This is a genomic window from Pseudonocardia sp. N23 (genome assembly GCF_002583555.1).
Classification (GTDB): domain Bacteria; phylum Actinomycetota; class Actinomycetes; order Mycobacteriales; family Pseudonocardiaceae; genus Pseudonocardia.
Genome location: NZ_BEGX01000128.1, coordinates 269,818 through 284,623, shown reverse-complemented (window position 1 = coordinate 284,623; position 14,806 = coordinate 269,818). Strand labels below are relative to the sequence as shown.

Genomic DNA, 14,806 nt, shown 5'->3' with positions numbered 1-14,806 from the left:
CGTGGCGGCTCTTGTCAATTGCGGCCCGGGGACACGGGTCGCCCGGTTCGGACAGCCTGGTCAACAGGGCCGGCTCCGAGTTCATTCCCGGGGCCCGGACACGACGACCGCCCGGGACACGACGGCGGCCCGGGACGCGACGACCGGACGGCCGCGCGGACAGGGCGACCCGGACACGACGACGGCCCGGACCGATCGTGCTGGTCCGGGCCGTCGAGGTGACGTGTCAGAGCGTCCAGGTCTGCATGACGAGCGCGCCCTCGCGGCGGGCGGTCAGGGTGCAGTCGAGGACGTCGAGCGGGTGGATCGGGACGATGCCCTCGATCAGGTCGCTCTCCCGCATGCCGTACAGGGCGGCCATGGCGAAGCGGCAGGCCAGGACCTTGCCGCCCTCCTTCATGAAGGTGTTGAGCTGGTTGTTGTAGTTCATGTGACCGGGGAACGCCTCGTCGCCGACGTTCGGGAAGCCACGGGTGGCCGATCCCATCAGCACGCCGGGGCCGTAGAGCACCAGCGAGGTGTCGAAGCCCTTACGGTTGATGCGGGTGCAGGTCAGCATGTTGACGAAGCCGACCGAGCCCTCGTAGGGCACCGTGTGCATGAAGACGTACGCCTTCTCGCCCGGGTTGGCCTGAATGTCGTCGAACAGCTTCTCGTCGTAGTCGACGATGGCGTCGCCCGCCTGCGCCCGCTCGCCGATGATCTGAGCCACGGTGTGTCCTCTCGTACCGCCACGGCATTCGTTGCCACGGCTTCTGCTGCGACGTTAAGTCGGATCGTGAACGCTCGTCCACTATGAGACACGAATGTGAGAACGGTCATTCTCCCGGTGGCAGCGGGAGCTCCGATGTACGGCGGCGGAGTACGGGCGGCCGACCGTTCAGTCGGACGACCCCGAGAGGACGAGTCCGGGTCGGACGACCACGAGCCGGGGTCCGGGGACGACCGCGACCCGGAGTCGTGCGGGTGCATGTGCGACGAGTGCGGGTGACGGTGGTCGCAGGTGGACGGGTTGAGCGTTCGCGAGGTTCGCGCCGTTGGCGAAGAACGACAGAACGCCGTCAGCGGAGTACGGCGAGAACGCCGTCGGTGTAGGGCGTCCACGCCTCGACGGCCCACGGTCCGAAGTCGCGGTCGGTGAGCACGACGCAGGCCGCCCCGGCGGCGCGGTCGACCCACAGGAACGTGCCGGACTGGCCGAAGTGCCCGAACGTCTCCGGTGAGCTGCGCATACCCGTCCAGTGCGGCGACTTCTGTCCGCGGATCTCGAACCCCAGCCCCCAGTCGTTGGGTTTCTGGCGGCCGTAGCCGGGCAGGATGCCGTCCAGACCCGGGAAGGCGACCTCGGTCGCGGCGGGGAGTGTGGCGACGAGCGTCGGGGCCTGCAGCTCGGCGGCGAAGCGGGCGAGGTCGTCGGCGGTGGAGACGGCCCCCGAGCCGGGGTGGCCCTCGAGCCGGGTGCCCGCGAGGCCGAGGGGCTCGCAGACGGCCTCGTGGAGGTAGTCGGCGAACCCGATACCGGTGGCCGCGGTGATGGTCTCGGCGAGGACGGCGAAGCCGGTGTTGGAGTAGATGCGCCGGGTGCCGGGGGCGGCCTGCACGGCGTCGGAGTCGAACGCCAGGCCGGACGTGTGCGCCGCGAGGTGCCGGACGGTCGAGCCCTCGGGGCCGGCGGGCTGGTCCCACTCGACGGCGCCCTCCTCGACGGCGACGAGCGTCGCGTAGGCGGTGAGGAGCTTGGTCACCGACGCGAGCCGGAACTTCCGGTCGGTGTCGCCCGCCGACGCGAGAACCGTCCCGTCGGCAGCGACGAGCGCCGCCGCGGCATGCCCGACGGGCCAGTCGAGAACCGCACCGACAGCCTTCTGCGCGTCCGTCACCACCCGCTCATCATCTCCCGTTCGCCCGGGGCGGCGCCGTGCGGGGATACTCCGGGCCGTGATCCGGACAGGGACGTCGGGCTGGCGCTACCCGCCGTGGCGCGGCGCCTTCTACCCGGAGGGCCTGGCCCAGCGCCGGGAGCTGGAGTACCTGTCGCGCGCGGTGGCGAGCATCGAGATCAACGGCTCGTTCTACTCGTTGCAGCGTCCGGAGAACTACCGGTCGTGGGCGGCGGAGACGCCGGACGACTTCGTCTTCTCGGTGAAGGGCCCGCGGTTCGTCACACACATGAAGCAGCTGCTGGACCCCGGCGTCACACTGCCGAACTTCTTCGCCTCCGGCGTGCTCGCGCTCGGCCCGAAGCTCGGCCCGGTCCTGTGGCAGCTGCCGCCGCGGATGAGGTGGGACCGCGGGCGCCTCGAGCCGTTCCTGGAGTGTCTGCCACGGACGACCGCCGAGGCCGCCGCGCTGGCGGAGAAGCACGACGAACGTCTCGATGGCCGGGCCCTGACCAGCACCGACGCCGACCGGCCGGTGCGCCACGCCCTGGAGGTGCGCCACCCCAGCTTTGCCGACCCGGCCGTGGTGGAGCTGCTGCGGGCCCACGACGTGGCGCTCGTCGTCGCCGACACGGCCGGGACGTGGCCGCACCTGGAGGACATGACCGCCGGGTTCGCCTACGTCCGGCTGCACGGCGACGAGGAGCTGTACGCGAGCGGCTACTCCGGCGCGGCGCTCGACTCGTGGGCGGCGCGCATCCGCCGGTGGGCGGCGGGGGAGTCGCCGACGGGGGAGTTCACCGTCGCGGGCCCGGCCGGCCCGGTGCCGGAGCGCGACGTGTTCGTCTACTTCGACAACGACATGAAGGTCCATGCCCCGCGCGACGCCATGGCGCTGGCCGCGAGGCTCAGCTGACGGTCGCCATCGCGAGCCGGGCGTCGCGGTGCGCGACCAGCATCCGCCGGCCGACGATCATCGCAACCGCCGCGACGACCATCATCGCGGCGCACACCGCCCAGGCCTGGGCGAAGCCTCCGTGGGCGGCGACGAATCCGAACACCATCGGTCCGAGGAACGCGCCTGCGTACGTCCCGACCTGAACGACCGAGGTCGCGGCCGCCGGCGCCGACGGGTTGAGCCGCACGACGGCGAACTGCAGCAGCCCCGGCCAGGCCCAGCCCAGCCCGAACGCCAGGATCGTGCCGACGATCAGCGCCACCGGCCCGGGAACGGCGAGCAGGCCGACGCCGATCGCGCCGAGCGCCATGCTGGCGGCGACGACGGTGATGTGGCCGCCCTCGCGGCGGTCGGCGAGCCAGCCGTGCAGCAGCCGGAGCGCGAGCCCGACGACGCTGCCCATCGTCAGCACCAGACCGGCCAGTCCGGGGCCGACGCCCTGGTCGACCGCGGAGGCGACGAGGAACACCCCGAGCGCGCCCGCCGAGGCCGCGCCCAGCCCGGCGCCCACCCCGATCACGGCGAGGGCGCCGGTCGCGCGGTCGGCCGGGTCGGCGCGGGTGCGCACGTACTTCTCGGGGCTGCGCGGGGTGAACGGCAGCGCGAGGAGTGCGAGCCCGGCCCCGACGACGTAGGCCCAGCGCCAGCCGACGGTGAGCGCCAGCGTCGGCACCGCGAGCCCGGACAGCAGCGTCGCCGCCGGTACGCAGGACTGCTTGAACCCGAAGGAGAGCCCCAGCCGGTTCGCGGGGACGAACCGCGCCAGCGTCAGGTTCGATGACAGCTGGCCCATCACGTTGCACCAGCAGCTGCACAGCAGGATCGTCACCAGCAGGGCGTAGGAGCGGGCACCGAACGCGATCGCGAGCATGAGCACGGCGGCGCCGACGACGGCGATCCGGCTGGTCGTCGTCGGCCCGACCCGTTCGACGATCCAGCCGATCGGCAGCGATGTGAACGCGCTGACCCCGAAGTAGAGGGCCACGACCACCCCGAGGCCGGCGGGGTCGAAGCCCAGCTCACCGGAGATCTGCACGGCGAGGGCGCCGGTGAGGAACACCGGCAGGACCGAGGCCGTCGACGTCGCGACCGCACCGATCACCGCCCGCGACGCACCCTTGTCCCCGCCCATGCTTTGCGACGCTAACCGCTTGGGCTGCCGAATGTCCCCGATGTGTGGTGTACCCGGGTGTCAGCCGCGGATGCGGCTCGGCCCGTGGCCGGCCCACTCCTTCTCGCGCAGCTCGAACTTCTGCACCTTGCCCGTCGAGGTCTTGGGCAGCTCGTCGACGATCTCGACGTCGCGCGGCGCCTTGTAGCGCGCGATCTTCGACTTGACGTGCTCGATCAGCTCGTCGGGTGTGGCCTGCTCCCCGCGCTTGAGCACGACGAAGGCCTTGGGCCGCTCACCCCACTGCTCGTCGGGCACCCCGACGACGGCCGCCTCCAGGACCGCCGGGTGCGACACCACGGCCTGCTCCACCTCGACCGTCGAGATGTTCTCCCCACCCGAGATGACGACGTCCTTGGCCCGGTCCCGCAGCTCGACGTATCCGTCGGGGTGCACGACGCCGAGGTCGCCGGAGTGGAACCAGCCCCCGGCGAACGCCTTCTCCGTGCCCTCCGGGTCGTTGTAGTAGCCGGCCATGACGTTGTTGCCGCGCATCACGATCTCGCCCATCGTGGCGCCGTCGTGCGGCACGTCGGCCATGTTCTCGTCGACGACGCGCAGCGCGTCGGTCTGGATCATGTCGACGCCCTGGCGGGCCTGCAGGGCTGCCCGCTCCTCGGGGTGGAGGTCGTCCCACGCCCGCTGGTACTGGTTGACCGAGTACGGCCCGTAGGTCTCGGTGAGGCCGTAGACGTGCACGATGCGGAAGCCCATCCGCTCCATCTGCAGGATCGTCGTCGGCGACGGCGGCGCCCCCGCGGTGGTGACGACCAGCTGGTAGTCCAGCCGCACGGCCTCGGCGGCGTTCATGATCGTCGTGACGACGGTGGGCGCGCCGTTGAGGTGGGTGACGCCGTGCTCGCCGATGAGCGTCCAGATCGTGTCGCCGCGGACCTCCCGCAGGCAGACGTGGGTGCCGCCGATCGCGGTGACGGCCCAGGGCGTGCACCAGCCGTTGCAGTGGAACATCGGCAGCGTCCAGAGGTAGACGCTGTCCGGGCTGTGCGCGGAGTGGACGACCTCGCCGAACGAGTTCAGGTACGCGCCGCGGTGGGTGTACTGCACACCCTTGGGCTTGCCCGTCGTCCCCGACGTGTAGTTGATCGACAGCGCCCGGTCCTCGTCGTCGACCTCCCACACCCAGGGCTCGTCGGAGCCGCGGGCGAGCAGGTCGTCGTAGGTGGTGCCGCTGCCGATGCCGTCGCCCGGGGCGGCGGGGTCGACGAGCGTGACGATCTCCTGGACTGTCGCCAGCTCGTCGGCGACCGGTGCGACGACGGGCCACAGCGCGGCGTCGACCACCAGCACCGTCGACCCCGAGTGGTCGAGGATGTAGCGGACCTCCTCCGTCGACAACCGGGTGTTGATCGCGACGAGGACCGCACCGGCCAGCGGCACGGCGAAGTGCGCGACGAGCATCTCCGGCACGTTCGGCAGCAGGTAGGCGACGCGGTCGCCCGGCCCCACCCCGGAGCCGCGCAGCGCGTGCGCGACACGGCCGGCCTCGGCGGCGAAGTCGGTGTAGCTGACCCGGCGTTCGCCGTAGACGATCGCCGCCTTGTCCGGGTACACCTCGGCGGAGCGGCGGAGGAATGCCAGCGGGGTCAGTTCGGTGTGCCCGACGGTCATCGTCGACCTTCCTCTCGCGGCGTGCGCTTCCGCCGCGATCCTGACCCGCCGCCGTGGGCCGGGCAACCCCGGAGGTCAGTCCTCCTGGATGGAGATGGCCGCCTTGGGGCAGCCGCGGACGGCTTCCTCGACCTTGGGGCGCAGCTCCTCGCCGGGGTTCTCGTCGAGGATGTAGAGGAAGTCGTCCTCCCGCACCTCGAAGACCTCGGGCGCGATCCCCATGCACACGGCGTTGCTCTCGCACAGATCAAAGTCCACGACGACCTTCATGCAGGCCATCGTGCGCCCCGTCACCCGGCACCGCCGGACTGAGGTGAGCCTTCGGTCAGGGTCGCCTGGCCTGCGCTCACGGTCCGACGGCGCCCGCGATCCGTGCCGGGAGCGGCGCGGCCGGGGCCGCGGGCGCCGGGTGGGGGTCGGCCGTGTGTGGTGTCGGTGTCGCGGGGGCGGGTGAGGAGACGGGACCGAGACGGGCGCAGCCGTCATCGCAGGACGCGCCGGCGGCCGAACCGGCCACGACGAGGGTCAGGACGGCGCTCAGCAGCCCGGCGAGGGCCACGGCGCGGGGAAGCGCAGGCGCGGACATCGTGGAGCCTTCCGATGGAGGCGATCCCGTGGGGGCTCGGGACCGTGACTGCCCATCCGTCCCCACCCGGCGTGTCGTTACCCGAATCGCAGAATTGGTCCGTACAGCGCGCAACCTTCCACTGTACGGACCAGTGCGGCTACGTCCTGCGCAGGATCGGGCGCAGTGCGTCGAGGACGTCGGCGCTCTCGATGGTGCTGGGCACCGGCTCGTCGTTGCCGTCGGCGATCCCGCGCATCGTCTTTCGCAGGATCTTGCCCGACCGGGTCTTGGGCAGCGCCCCGACGACGGCGACGTCCTTGAGCGAGGCGACCGCCCCGATCTGGTCGCGGACCAGCTGCACGAGCTCGCCGCGCAGCTTCTCCTCGTCCGGCTCGACGCCTGCCTTCAGGACGACGAACCCGCGCGGGATCTGGCCCTTCATCGAGTCGGCGACCCCGATGACCGCGCACTCCGCGACGTCGGGGTGGCTCGCGAGGACCTCCTCCATCGAGCCCGTCGACAGCCGGTGGCCCGCGACGTTGATGACGTCGTCGGTGCGGCCCATGACGTAGACGTAGCCCTCGTCGTCGATGTTGCCGCCGTCGCCGGTGAGGTAGTAGCCGTCGAACGCCGCCATGTAGGACGCGACGAAGCGCTCGTCGTCGTTCCACAGCGTCGGCAGGGCGCCGGGCGGCATCGGCAGCTTGACGACGATCGCGCCGTCGGTCCCGGCGTCGACGGGCTTCCCGGACGTGTCGAGGACCCGGACGTCCCAGCCCGGCAGCGGGCGGGTGGGTGAGCCGGGCTTGATCGGCAGCAGCTCGATCCCGGCCGGGTTCGCGACGATGGGCCAGCCCGTCTCGGTCTGCCACCAGTGGTCGATCACCGGGATGTCCAGGGTGTCCGACGCCCAGTGGTAGGTCTCGGGGTCGAGGCGCTCGCCGGCGAGGAACAGGTACTTCAGCGACGAGACGTCGTACTCGGCGAGGTGCTCGGCCTCCGGGTCCTCCTTCTTGATGGCCCGGAACGCCGTCGGTGCGGTGAACAGGCTCTTGACCTGGTGGTCGGCCACGACCCGCCAGAACTGACCGGCGTCGGGCGTGCCGACGGGCTTGCCCTCGTAGAGGATCGTCGTCGCCCCGGCCAGCAGCGGCGCGTAGACGATGTAGGAGTGCCCGACGACCCAGCCGACGTCGGACGCGGTGAAGATCGTCTCGCCGGGCCCGACGTCGTAGACGTTGGGCATCGACCAGGCCAGTGCGACGGCGTAGCCGCCGCCGTCGCGCACGACGCCCTTGGGCTTCCCGGTGGTCCCGGACGTGTAGAGGATGTAGAGCGGGTCGGTTGCCTTCACCGGCACCGGGTCGGCCGGGGTGGCCCCGGCCATCGCCTCGACCCAGTCGACGTCGTCGGCGCCCATCTCCGCGACGGCCTGCGGGCGCTGCAGGATCACCTGCTTCGCGGGCTTGTGCGTCGACAGCTCGATCGCCTTGTCCAGCAACGGCTTGTACTCGAGGACACGCGTGCCCTCGATGCCGCACGACGCGGAGACGATGACCGTCGGGGTGGCGTCGTCGATGCGGACGGCCAGCTCCTTGGGGGCGAACCCGCCGAAGACGACGGAGTGCACCGCGCCGATCCGCGCGCAGGCCAGCATCGCGATCGCGGCCTCGGGGACCATCGGCATGTAGACGACGACGCGGTCGCCGACACCGACGCCCAGCCCCACGAGCACACCGGCGAAGCGGGCGACCTCGTCGCGCAGCTGCGAGTAGGTGTAGGTCCGCTGCGTCTGCGTGACGGGGGAGTCGTGGACCAGCGCGGCCTGGTCGCCGCGGCCGGCGTCGACGTGGCGGTCCAGCGCGTTGTGGGCGACGTTGAGCTCCCCGTCGGGGAACCACCGGTAGAACGGCGGGTTCGCCGAGTCGAGCGCCCGGGTGGGCTCGACGTGCCAGTCGAGTGCTCCCGCCGCGTCGAGCCAGAACTGCTCCGGGTCCTCGACGCTGGCCCGGAAGATGTCGTCGTACGCACCCACGTGCGGTCCTCCTCGACTCGCCGCCTGCCTCCCGGCGACCCTAGCCGCGCGCGGCCGTCCCGGCCGTCCTCCCTGGCCTCCGGATCAGGTTCTGCGCCCCTCCCGACGGTGACGAACAGTGATCACTCGATCGGACCACTCACTCCACCGAGGGATCGCTCGTTCCCTCTTTCGTAACGGTTCGCACAGCACTCGGACGAGTGACGGACGAGGAGGTCACAGCGGTTCCCGGCCCGGCGATAGGTCGGGCAGGACGGCCCACGACCAGTGGGACGCACGGCGACGAGGAGACGATGTGGGTGCAGGGACGAAGGGCTCCCGCACGCGGTCACGCCTCGTCGTCGCAGCCGTCGTGCTCGTCACCGCCGTCGCGGGGCTCGTGGTCGCGGGATCGGTGCGGGGGGCCTCGCCCGCCGCGGCGGGACAGGAACCCGCCGACGATCCCGCCTGCGGGCCCACCTGGGTCACCGCATGGCAGACCAGCCCGCAACCGGGCCCCGACGCCGAGGCCGCGGGTGGCCGCTTCGGCGGGCGCACGCTGCGGATGGTGCTCCACCCACAGTCGACCGGCTCGGAGATCCGGGTCCGGTTGTCCAACCGCTACGGGCGGGTCCCGCTCCCGGTGGCCGCGGTCTCCACGGCCACCACGGGAACCGGTGCCGGGGTGCGCGGGGGCGCCCCTCGGCCGGTCCTGTTCGGCGGACGCACGGAGGTGACGATCCCTGCTGGGGCGGAGATCGTCAGCGATCCGGTGCCGTTCGTCGTGCAGGCGGGCCTGCCCGTCTCGGTCAGTGCCTACCTCCCGCAGGAACCCGATCGGGTGGCCACCCATCCGGTGGCCCTGCAGACGTCCTGGGTCAGCGGACCCGGCAACCACGTCGACTCCTCGTCGGCCGCCGCGTTCACGCCCGTCACGGCCTGGTTCGTGGTCACCGGACTCGACGTCCTCGCCCCGCGCGCCGAGCACGCCGTCGTCCTCGTCGGCGACTCGATCACCGACGGCGTCGGCAGCGATCCCGGCGAGGACGACCGCTGGTCCGACGCGCTGTCGTCCCGGCTCGGCGCCGAGGGTGGCGCCGCCCGGATGTCGGTGCTCAACGCCGGCATCTCCGGCAACCAGCTGCTCGCCGACGCGTTCGGCGTCGGGGACTCGCCCGCGACCCGGTTCCGCTTCGACGTGGCCGCCGCAGCAGGCGTCACCGACGTCGTCCTGCACATCGGCACCAACGACATCGCCGAGGGCCGCACCGCCGACCAGCTGCGGGCCGGCCTCGTCCGCTTCGCCGACCAGGCCCGCGCCGCCGGACTGCGCGTCTTCCTGACGACGATCACGCCCTCGCGCACCGGCCCCCGCGGCACCGCCGCCGCGCAGGCGACCCGCACTGCCGTCAACACCTGGGTGCTCGCGCAGGGCCCGGCGCACGCCGACGGGGTCTTCGACTTCGCCGCCGCCGTCGCCGACCCGCAGCGGCCCGACCGGCTGACGACGGCCTACGACGCGGGTGACGGCCTGCACCTGTCGGCCGCCGGCTACCGGGCGCTCGCCGGGGCGGTGCAGACCGGCCGGCTCACCGGCAGCCCCTGCCTCGCGGGCGGGGCCGCGTCGTCGGTCGTGGTCTCGGGCGGGCGCTGAGCCTCGATCCTGCCGGCCCCGCGTCCGGCTCCTGGGTCCGGCTGCGGTGTCTCCGGCCATGGCGTCCGGCTACGGCTTCCGGCGGCGGAACGGTGCGCGCCGGCGGCCCCGCGGCTCGTCGACGACCCGCTCCAGCGGCCCCGTCGGCATGTCCTCGCGGTCGAGGCGCTCGACGACCCAGTCCAGCGCCAATGAGCCCGGCGAGACCCCGCGCTCGGCCGCCAGCCGGCTCAGCTGCTCGACGCGCGACGGTGGCAACCGCAGCTGGAACACCTGCGCCGTGCCGAACCTCCCCGTCGACTCCGTGCCGCCCTCCTCGACCTCGGGAGCGAGCGCAGCGAGGTAGGAGTCGAGCTCGTGGTCGTGCGGGGGCTGGTCGTCGCGGCTGCGGCCGCGCGCGGAGTGGTCGTCGCGGCTGCGGCCGCGCGGGGGCTGGTTCCCGCGGCCGCCCGGGGGCTGGTCCTCGCGGTTGCGGGCGCGTTCGGCGCGGGCGGACGAGCGGGACTGGGCCGCGGGGGCCCGGTGGCGGGAACGCTCGCCGTCGGCAGGCATGGCGGCGAGCGTAGGGCTCGCCGGCGCGCCTGACCGGGTTCAGTCCGCGAGCGTGTAGCCCGCCTCGGTGACCGCGGCCTCGATCTCGGCGAGCGGCAGCTCGCGGTCGCTCGTGATCGTCACCAGACCGGTCGACAGGTCGACCGCGACGTCACGGACGCCGGCGACCTCGCCGACCTCCTCCTTCACCGACGCCGTGCAGTGCCCGCAGGTCATGCCGGTGACGACGACGTCGGTACGGAACGGGGTCTCGATGCTCATGGACTCTCCTTGCAGGTGTGGGGTGGGGCGGGACGTTCGTCAGGAGCGGACGAGCCGGGCGATCGCGGCGGCGGCCTCCTGGACCTTCGCCTCGCCCTCCTCGTCGCCGGCCCGGGCCGCGTCGACCAGGCATCCCGACATGTGCTCGGTGAGCAGCTCCAGGGCGAACGACTGCAACGCCCGCGTGGCCGCGGAGACCTGCGTCAGCACGTCGATGCAGTACGTGTCCTCGGCGACCATCCGTTGCAGACCGCGGACCTGGCCCTCGACGCGACGCAGGCGTCGCAGATGGGCCTCGCGGTTGTCGGTGTACGCGGGCTTGTTCTTGTCCATGGGCACAGTCACAGCGACCTCCCCGGGCTGCTCACGGCCAGCATACCGGGAGGGGGTACGACCGGGCCGCGGCCCGGACGTGCCACGTGACGCAGTGTCGTGGCGCCGCCTCACCCGGGCAGCGGCATGCGTCGACCACTCGCGGTCGGTAACGTCTTGGTCACGGCCACGGGGTGGCCGCCAGGTGCCGAACACGGGGCGTGCCGGCCCGGCCACACCGGGTGACCGATGAGGGCGGGGCGGACTCGTGTGTGCGGCGCCGTGGTGCCGACGGAACGGGGGAGTCGTCGATGACCATCGGAAGCGCACGGCGGGAGATGGGTGACGTGCGGCAGGGTGGACCAGGGGCGATCCCGGGCCCGCGGACCGCCGCCGACGCCTATCGTGTCGCCGACGACCAGGTGCACAAGGCCCGGCTCGTCGTCGCCGAGAACTCCGAGGACCCCGAGGACCTCCGGCAGCTCCTGGACATGCTCGGGCTGATCTCCGCCAACCCCGACCAACCGCCACCCGTCAGCCGCTGACGGGCCGAGCAGCCCCCTGAGCTGCGCGGGACGTGATCGAGGGGGGTGGGTGAAAAGGGGTGCAGGGGGCTGTCGTAAGCTTTTGAAGCTCCCAACGGACAGCCGTTGGAGGCCAGGACACCGCCTGCGGGGTCCAGCCCCCATCGTCTAGCGGCCTAGGACTCCGCCCTTTCAAGGCGGCAGCGCGGGTTCGAATCCCGTTGGGGGTACGGTAGGTCAGCAGTACGCAAGGCCCAGTGGCGCAGTTGGTTAGCGCGTCGCCCTGTCACGGCGAAGGTCGCGGGTTCGAGTCCCGTCTGGGTCGCTCCATCTCTCCGGTTCCCGGCACCGCCGGCGGCCAGGCCAGGTAGCTCAGTTGGTACGAGCGTCCGCCTGAAAAGCGGAAGGTCGGCGGTTCGACCCCGCCCCTGGCCACCTCTTCTCGCCGGGCGAACCGTCAGTGCGGCTCTTCCGTCCGCATCGGTCGCAGCAGCCACTCCCACCGAGTTGGACCTGGTGCTGGTCCGATCATGGTCGGAACCTGGCTGGTGTCGAACTCGGTGGTCGTGCTCATGCGGGCTCGTGGCCGGTGGACAGGCGGATCACGCTGTCGGGTGTCACGGCACCGGAGCAGGTGCGCGTCGACGCCGTCGCGGCGGGTGCAGGCTGAGTGTGCGGAGCCTGCAGCGGCTGTTCTCCGAGCACGTCGGCGTCGCGCCTGCGTGGCCGCACCACGGGCGGCCGCCGGTGATCACTCGACCGGGTGAACCCCGGTCCGGTGCACCTGGTTGGATCGGGCATTCCGCGAGGAGGAGCCAGGAGCATGACGACGTCGGGGCCGCGCCGCAGGAGGCCCGGAGCCAGCACGACCTGGTCCGTCGTGCTCGGGGTCTGTCTCCTGGGCGCCGCAGCGTGCGGGGCCGACGCCGAGCCGCCGCTGCCCCCCGTCACGTCGGTCCCGGTGACGACGGCGCCGACCATCCCGCCGCCCGTCACGTCGAGCGGTGCGCCGGCGACGACGGCGCGCCCGTCGGCGGGCACCGGCACCACCGCCGCGCGGCCCCGGCCGCCGGCGAACCGGCCGCCGGCGACGCTGCGCCCGGGCCGCTCGTTCAGCACCGAGCTCACGTTCTACTCCGCCTACGACAACGACCCGCCCGGAACGCGCGCGATCGCCTACCCCGGCACGCGGCACTCCCAGGCCGGCGGCACGGGCACGTTCGCCGATCCGCTGACGCTCGCGACCGATCCGCGCGAGATCCCCGTCGGCACCGTGGTCTACGTCCCGACGTTGCGGAAGTACTTCGTCATGGAGGACGACTGCGAGCAGTGCATCTCCGACTGGGGCGGCAGCCGGACCCCGCACATCGACCTCTACATGCCCAACGGCGACGACAGCTCCGTCACGGCCTGCCAGCACCAGCTCACACCGGCCGGGCGCGTCACGGTCGAGCTCGGCGCCCCGGCGGGGCGGCCCGTCTCCAGCACCCCGCTCTGGTCCGGCGGCCGCTGCAGCGCGGGGTGAGTCAGGCCGGGGAGCGGTCCCCGCGGCGGTCCAGTCTCGAGATCTCGACGGTCCCCAGCTCCTCCTCGGCGAAGCCGGGGGTGGGCGGGACGGCCGGGATCCGGGTGGTGGGCGAATCGGCCGCACGGAGCCGCGCAGCGGGGATCGCCATCGTGACCGGGTCGCCGACGGGTGCGGGTCGTGGTGCAGGTCGCCGCGCGGCGGGCCGTCTCGGGTCCGGGACCGGGGCGACGGGACGCCGCGGCGGCGGGACCGCCCTCGGCGCCGGGTGCCTCGGGAGGGGAACGGGGGACGCGATGAGCGCGCGGTCGCGGTCCTGCGTCGGCACGTTCTCGAACCGTCCGATGCGGCGCAGCTTCTGCCAGCCCAACCGGATCCCGGTGACCGCCGCCGCCACCGACTGGATGAGCACGGCGTACATGAGCTGCCGGTAGACGAACTGCTGCAGCGGCAGCAACCACAGCGGCGCCATCTTCTCGCGTTCGAGACGGAACGCCACGATCCCCGCGATCGTCTGGATCAGCAGCACCGAGCCCCAGAGGACGAGCGTGCGGACGGTGTCGTCGAAGATCAGGCCGTAGACCAGCAGGATGTCGATCAGCGGCGCGATCAGCGGCAGCACCACCTGGAACACACCGACGTTGAGCAGGCCACGCCGGGCGTAGCGGCCCGCCGGGCCCCGCTGCCGCAGGGCGCCGCGGTGCTTCCACAGCGACTGGATCGTCCCGTAGCTCCAGCGGTAGCGCTGCCGCCACAGCTGGCTGAAGGTCTCCGGCGCCTCGGTCCAGGCGCGGGCGCGTTCCTCGTAGACCACGCGCCAGCCGTTGATGCCGAGCGCCATCGTGAGGTCGGTGTCCTCCGCGAGGGTGTCGTCGCTTACGTTGCCCACGTCGAGCAGCGCGGCGCGCCGGAACGCGCCGACGGCGCCGGGCACCGTCGTGATGCAGCCGAAGACGTCCTGCATGCGGCGGTCGAGGTTGAACCCGATCACGTACTCGATGTGCTGCCAGCGCGTGACCAGGATCGTGCGGTTGGCGACCTTCGCGTTGCCCGCGACCGCACCGACCGACGGGTCGGCGAAGGGCTGGGCGAGCATCCGGACGGTGTCGGCCTCGAAGATCGTGTCGCCGTCGAGCATCACGACGATCCCGTGCGACGCCGCGCGCACGCCTCTGTTCAGGGCGGCCGGCTTGCCCGCGTTGGCCTGGCGGATCAGCCGGACTCCGGGGATGGCGAGGGCCTCGACGATCTCGGCGGTGCCGTCGGTGGAGCCGTCGTCGACGACGATGATCTCCACGGGATGGTCGCTCGCGGCGACGGCCCGCAGCGTCGCGGCGATGCACTCCTTCTCGTTGTAGGCCGGGACGATGACCGACACGGGTTCGGTGAGCACGGCCGTCGGCGCCCGGGCGGCCGCGCGGCGGGCCCGGCGGGAGTGGGTGACGGCGACGACCAGCACGAGCGCCAGCCGGCCGAGGACGAGCAGCCCGAGCACCAGCAGCGCGCCCTCGAAGAGCCGGACCAGCCACGTCGCGATGCTGACGCCGGTCACGAGCCCCCACCCGAGGCGGTGGTCGCTCGCTGAGGCGGGCTGGTCGGCGGGCGGGAGCCCGACGCCCTTGCTGACGGTGGTGAACGTGTAGCCCTGGGCCTTCAGCTCGGGGATCAGCCGGTCGAGCGCCGCGACGGTCTCGGAACGGTCGCCACCGGCGTCGTGCATGAGGATCGCGCCGCCGCCGCCGGGCGGCGTGGACGCGG

The 14,806-nt window shown here is 72.5% G+C and carries 15 protein-coding genes and 3 tRNA genes; 7 read left to right on the top strand and 11 right to left on the bottom strand.

Annotated elements, in window-relative coordinates; genetic code table 11:
* Positions 1-226: 226 nt before the first annotated feature.
* Both TOK_RS29455 and TOK_RS29450 read right to left on the bottom strand, forming a co-directional pair.
* On the bottom strand, positions 227-712 hold the full coding sequence (locus TOK_RS29455; RefSeq protein ID WP_098961232.1) for an MSMEG_0572/Sll0783 family nitrogen starvation response protein: 486 nt from the start codon (positions 710-712) through the stop codon (positions 227-229).
* A 349-nt stretch (positions 713-1,061) separates the two neighbouring features.
* Positions 1,062-1,880, bottom strand: a complete 819-nt coding sequence (locus TOK_RS29450) for a serine hydrolase (protein ID WP_098961277.1) — start codon at positions 1,878-1,880, stop codon at positions 1,062-1,064.
* Between the two features lie 61 nt (positions 1,881-1,941).
* Here TOK_RS29450 and TOK_RS29445 point away from each other — a divergent pair, with 61 nt between their 5' ends.
* Entirely contained in the window at positions 1,942-2,796 is an 855-nt protein-coding gene (locus TOK_RS29445) for a DUF72 domain-containing protein (RefSeq protein WP_098961276.1), read from the top strand.
* Here TOK_RS29445 and TOK_RS29440 read toward each other — a convergent pair.
* From TOK_RS29440 to TOK_RS29420, 5 genes are all read right to left on the bottom strand, one after another.
* The gene (locus TOK_RS29440) at positions 2,789-3,970 is read right to left on the bottom strand and encodes an MFS transporter (protein WP_098961231.1); all 1,182 of its coding nucleotides are present in this window, start codon (positions 3,968-3,970) and stop codon (positions 2,789-2,791) included. The genes TOK_RS29445 and TOK_RS29440 overlap by 8 nt on opposite strands.
* Positions 3,971-4,030: 60 nt before the next feature.
* On the bottom strand, positions 4,031-5,638 hold the full coding sequence (locus TOK_RS29435; RefSeq protein WP_098961230.1) for an acyl--CoA ligase family protein: 1,608 nt from the start codon (positions 5,636-5,638) through the stop codon (positions 4,031-4,033).
* Between the two features lie 75 nt (positions 5,639-5,713).
* Positions 5,714-5,908 carry a ferredoxin gene (locus TOK_RS29430; RefSeq protein WP_098961275.1) on the bottom strand — a complete coding sequence of 65 codons (195 nt, stop codon included), beginning with the start codon at positions 5,906-5,908 and terminating at the stop codon, positions 5,714-5,716.
* Positions 5,909-5,984: 76 nt separating this feature from the next.
* Positions 5,985-6,224: a hypothetical protein gene (locus tag TOK_RS29425; protein ID WP_141566612.1), complete on the bottom strand. Its 240-nt coding sequence runs from the start codon at positions 6,222-6,224 to the stop codon at positions 5,985-5,987.
* Between the two features lie 139 nt (positions 6,225-6,363).
* Positions 6,364-8,241 carry a propionyl-CoA synthetase gene (locus TOK_RS29420; protein ID WP_098961228.1) on the bottom strand — a complete coding sequence of 626 codons (1,878 nt, stop codon included), beginning with the start codon at positions 8,239-8,241 and terminating at the stop codon, positions 6,364-6,366.
* A 295-nt stretch (positions 8,242-8,536) separates the two neighbouring features.
* Here TOK_RS29420 and TOK_RS29415 point away from each other — a divergent pair, with 295 nt between their 5' ends.
* On the top strand, positions 8,537-9,874 hold the full coding sequence (locus TOK_RS29415) for a GDSL-type esterase/lipase family protein (RefSeq protein WP_098961227.1): 1,338 nt from the start codon (positions 8,537-8,539) through the stop codon (positions 9,872-9,874).
* Positions 9,875-9,943: 69 nt separating this feature from the next.
* Here the strand turns inward: TOK_RS29415 and TOK_RS33630 are convergent, their stop codons facing one another.
* Genes TOK_RS33630 through TOK_RS29400 form a run of 3 tightly spaced genes read right to left on the bottom strand, consistent with a single transcriptional unit; the run spans position 9,944 to position 11,020 of the window.
* Complete coding sequence (locus TOK_RS33630; RefSeq protein ID WP_216362139.1) at positions 9,944-10,426, bottom strand: hypothetical protein; 483 nt, start codon at positions 10,424-10,426, stop codon at positions 9,944-9,946.
* A 39-nt stretch (positions 10,427-10,465) separates the two neighbouring features.
* On the bottom strand, positions 10,466-10,687 hold the full coding sequence (locus TOK_RS29405) for a heavy-metal-associated domain-containing protein (RefSeq protein WP_098961226.1): 222 nt from the start codon (positions 10,685-10,687) through the stop codon (positions 10,466-10,468).
* A gap of 39 nt (positions 10,688-10,726) precedes the next feature.
* On the bottom strand, positions 10,727-11,020 hold the full coding sequence (locus TOK_RS29400) for a metal-sensitive transcriptional regulator (RefSeq protein ID WP_098961225.1): 294 nt from the start codon (positions 11,018-11,020) through the stop codon (positions 10,727-10,729).
* Positions 11,021-11,310: 290 nt separating this feature from the next.
* On the opposite strand from TOK_RS29400, the gene TOK_RS29395 reads away from it, so the two are divergent.
* The 5 genes from TOK_RS29395 (at position 11,311) to TOK_RS33075 (ending at position 13,048) form a co-directional block, all read left to right on the top strand.
* A complete protein-coding gene (locus TOK_RS29395; protein ID WP_098961274.1) occupies positions 11,311-11,544 on the top strand; it encodes a hypothetical protein in 234 nt (77 codons plus the stop codon).
* A gap of 136 nt (positions 11,545-11,680) precedes the next feature.
* Positions 11,681-11,753 (top strand) — tRNA-Glu (locus tag TOK_RS29390).
* Positions 11,754-11,774: 21 nt separating this feature from the next.
* A tRNA-Asp gene (locus tag TOK_RS29385) sits at positions 11,775-11,848 on the top strand.
* 36 nt (positions 11,849-11,884) lie between these two features.
* Positions 11,885-11,958, top strand: a tRNA-Phe gene (locus tag TOK_RS29380).
* Positions 11,959-12,346: 388 nt separating this feature from the next.
* The gene (locus TOK_RS33075; RefSeq protein WP_172457849.1) at positions 12,347-13,048 is read left to right on the top strand and encodes a hypothetical protein; all 702 of its coding nucleotides are present in this window, start codon (positions 12,347-12,349) and stop codon (positions 13,046-13,048) included.
* Between the two features lies 1 nt (position 13,049).
* Here TOK_RS33075 and TOK_RS29370 read toward each other — a convergent pair.
* Positions 13,050-14,806: bifunctional polysaccharide deacetylase/glycosyltransferase family 2 protein (locus TOK_RS29370; RefSeq protein WP_253258717.1), on the bottom strand; the 1,757-nt coding region annotated here is incomplete at its 5' end.

Coding starts and splice junctions, on each gene's coding strand:
- TOK_RS29440 (WP_098961231.1), bottom strand. CDS start 3,970: ATGGGCGGGGACAAGGGTGCGTCGCGGGCGGTGATCGGTGCGGTCGCG.
- TOK_RS29435 (WP_098961230.1), bottom strand. CDS start 5,638: ATGACCGTCGGGCACACCGAACTGACCCCGCTGGCATTCCTCCGCCGC.
- TOK_RS29430 (WP_098961275.1), bottom strand. CDS start 5,908: ATGAAGGTCGTCGTGGACTTTGATCTGTGCGAGAGCAACGCCGTGTGC.
- TOK_RS29425 (WP_141566612.1), bottom strand. CDS start 6,224: ATGTCCGCGCCTGCGCTTCCCCGCGCCGTGGCCCTCGCCGGGCTGCTG.
- TOK_RS33630 (WP_216362139.1), bottom strand. CDS start 10,426: ATGCCTGCCGACGGCGAGCGTTCCCGCCACCGGGCCCCCGCGGCCCAG.
- TOK_RS29405 (WP_098961226.1), bottom strand. CDS start 10,687: ATGAGCATCGAGACCCCGTTCCGTACCGACGTCGTCGTCACCGGCATG.
- TOK_RS29400 (WP_098961225.1), bottom strand. CDS start 11,020: ATGGACAAGAACAAGCCCGCGTACACCGACAACCGCGAGGCCCATCTG.
- TOK_RS29395 (WP_098961274.1), top strand. CDS start 11,311: ATGACCATCGGAAGCGCACGGCGGGAGATGGGTGACGTGCGGCAGGGT.
- TOK_RS33075 (WP_172457849.1), top strand. CDS start 12,347: ATGACGACGTCGGGGCCGCGCCGCAGGAGGCCCGGAGCCAGCACGACC.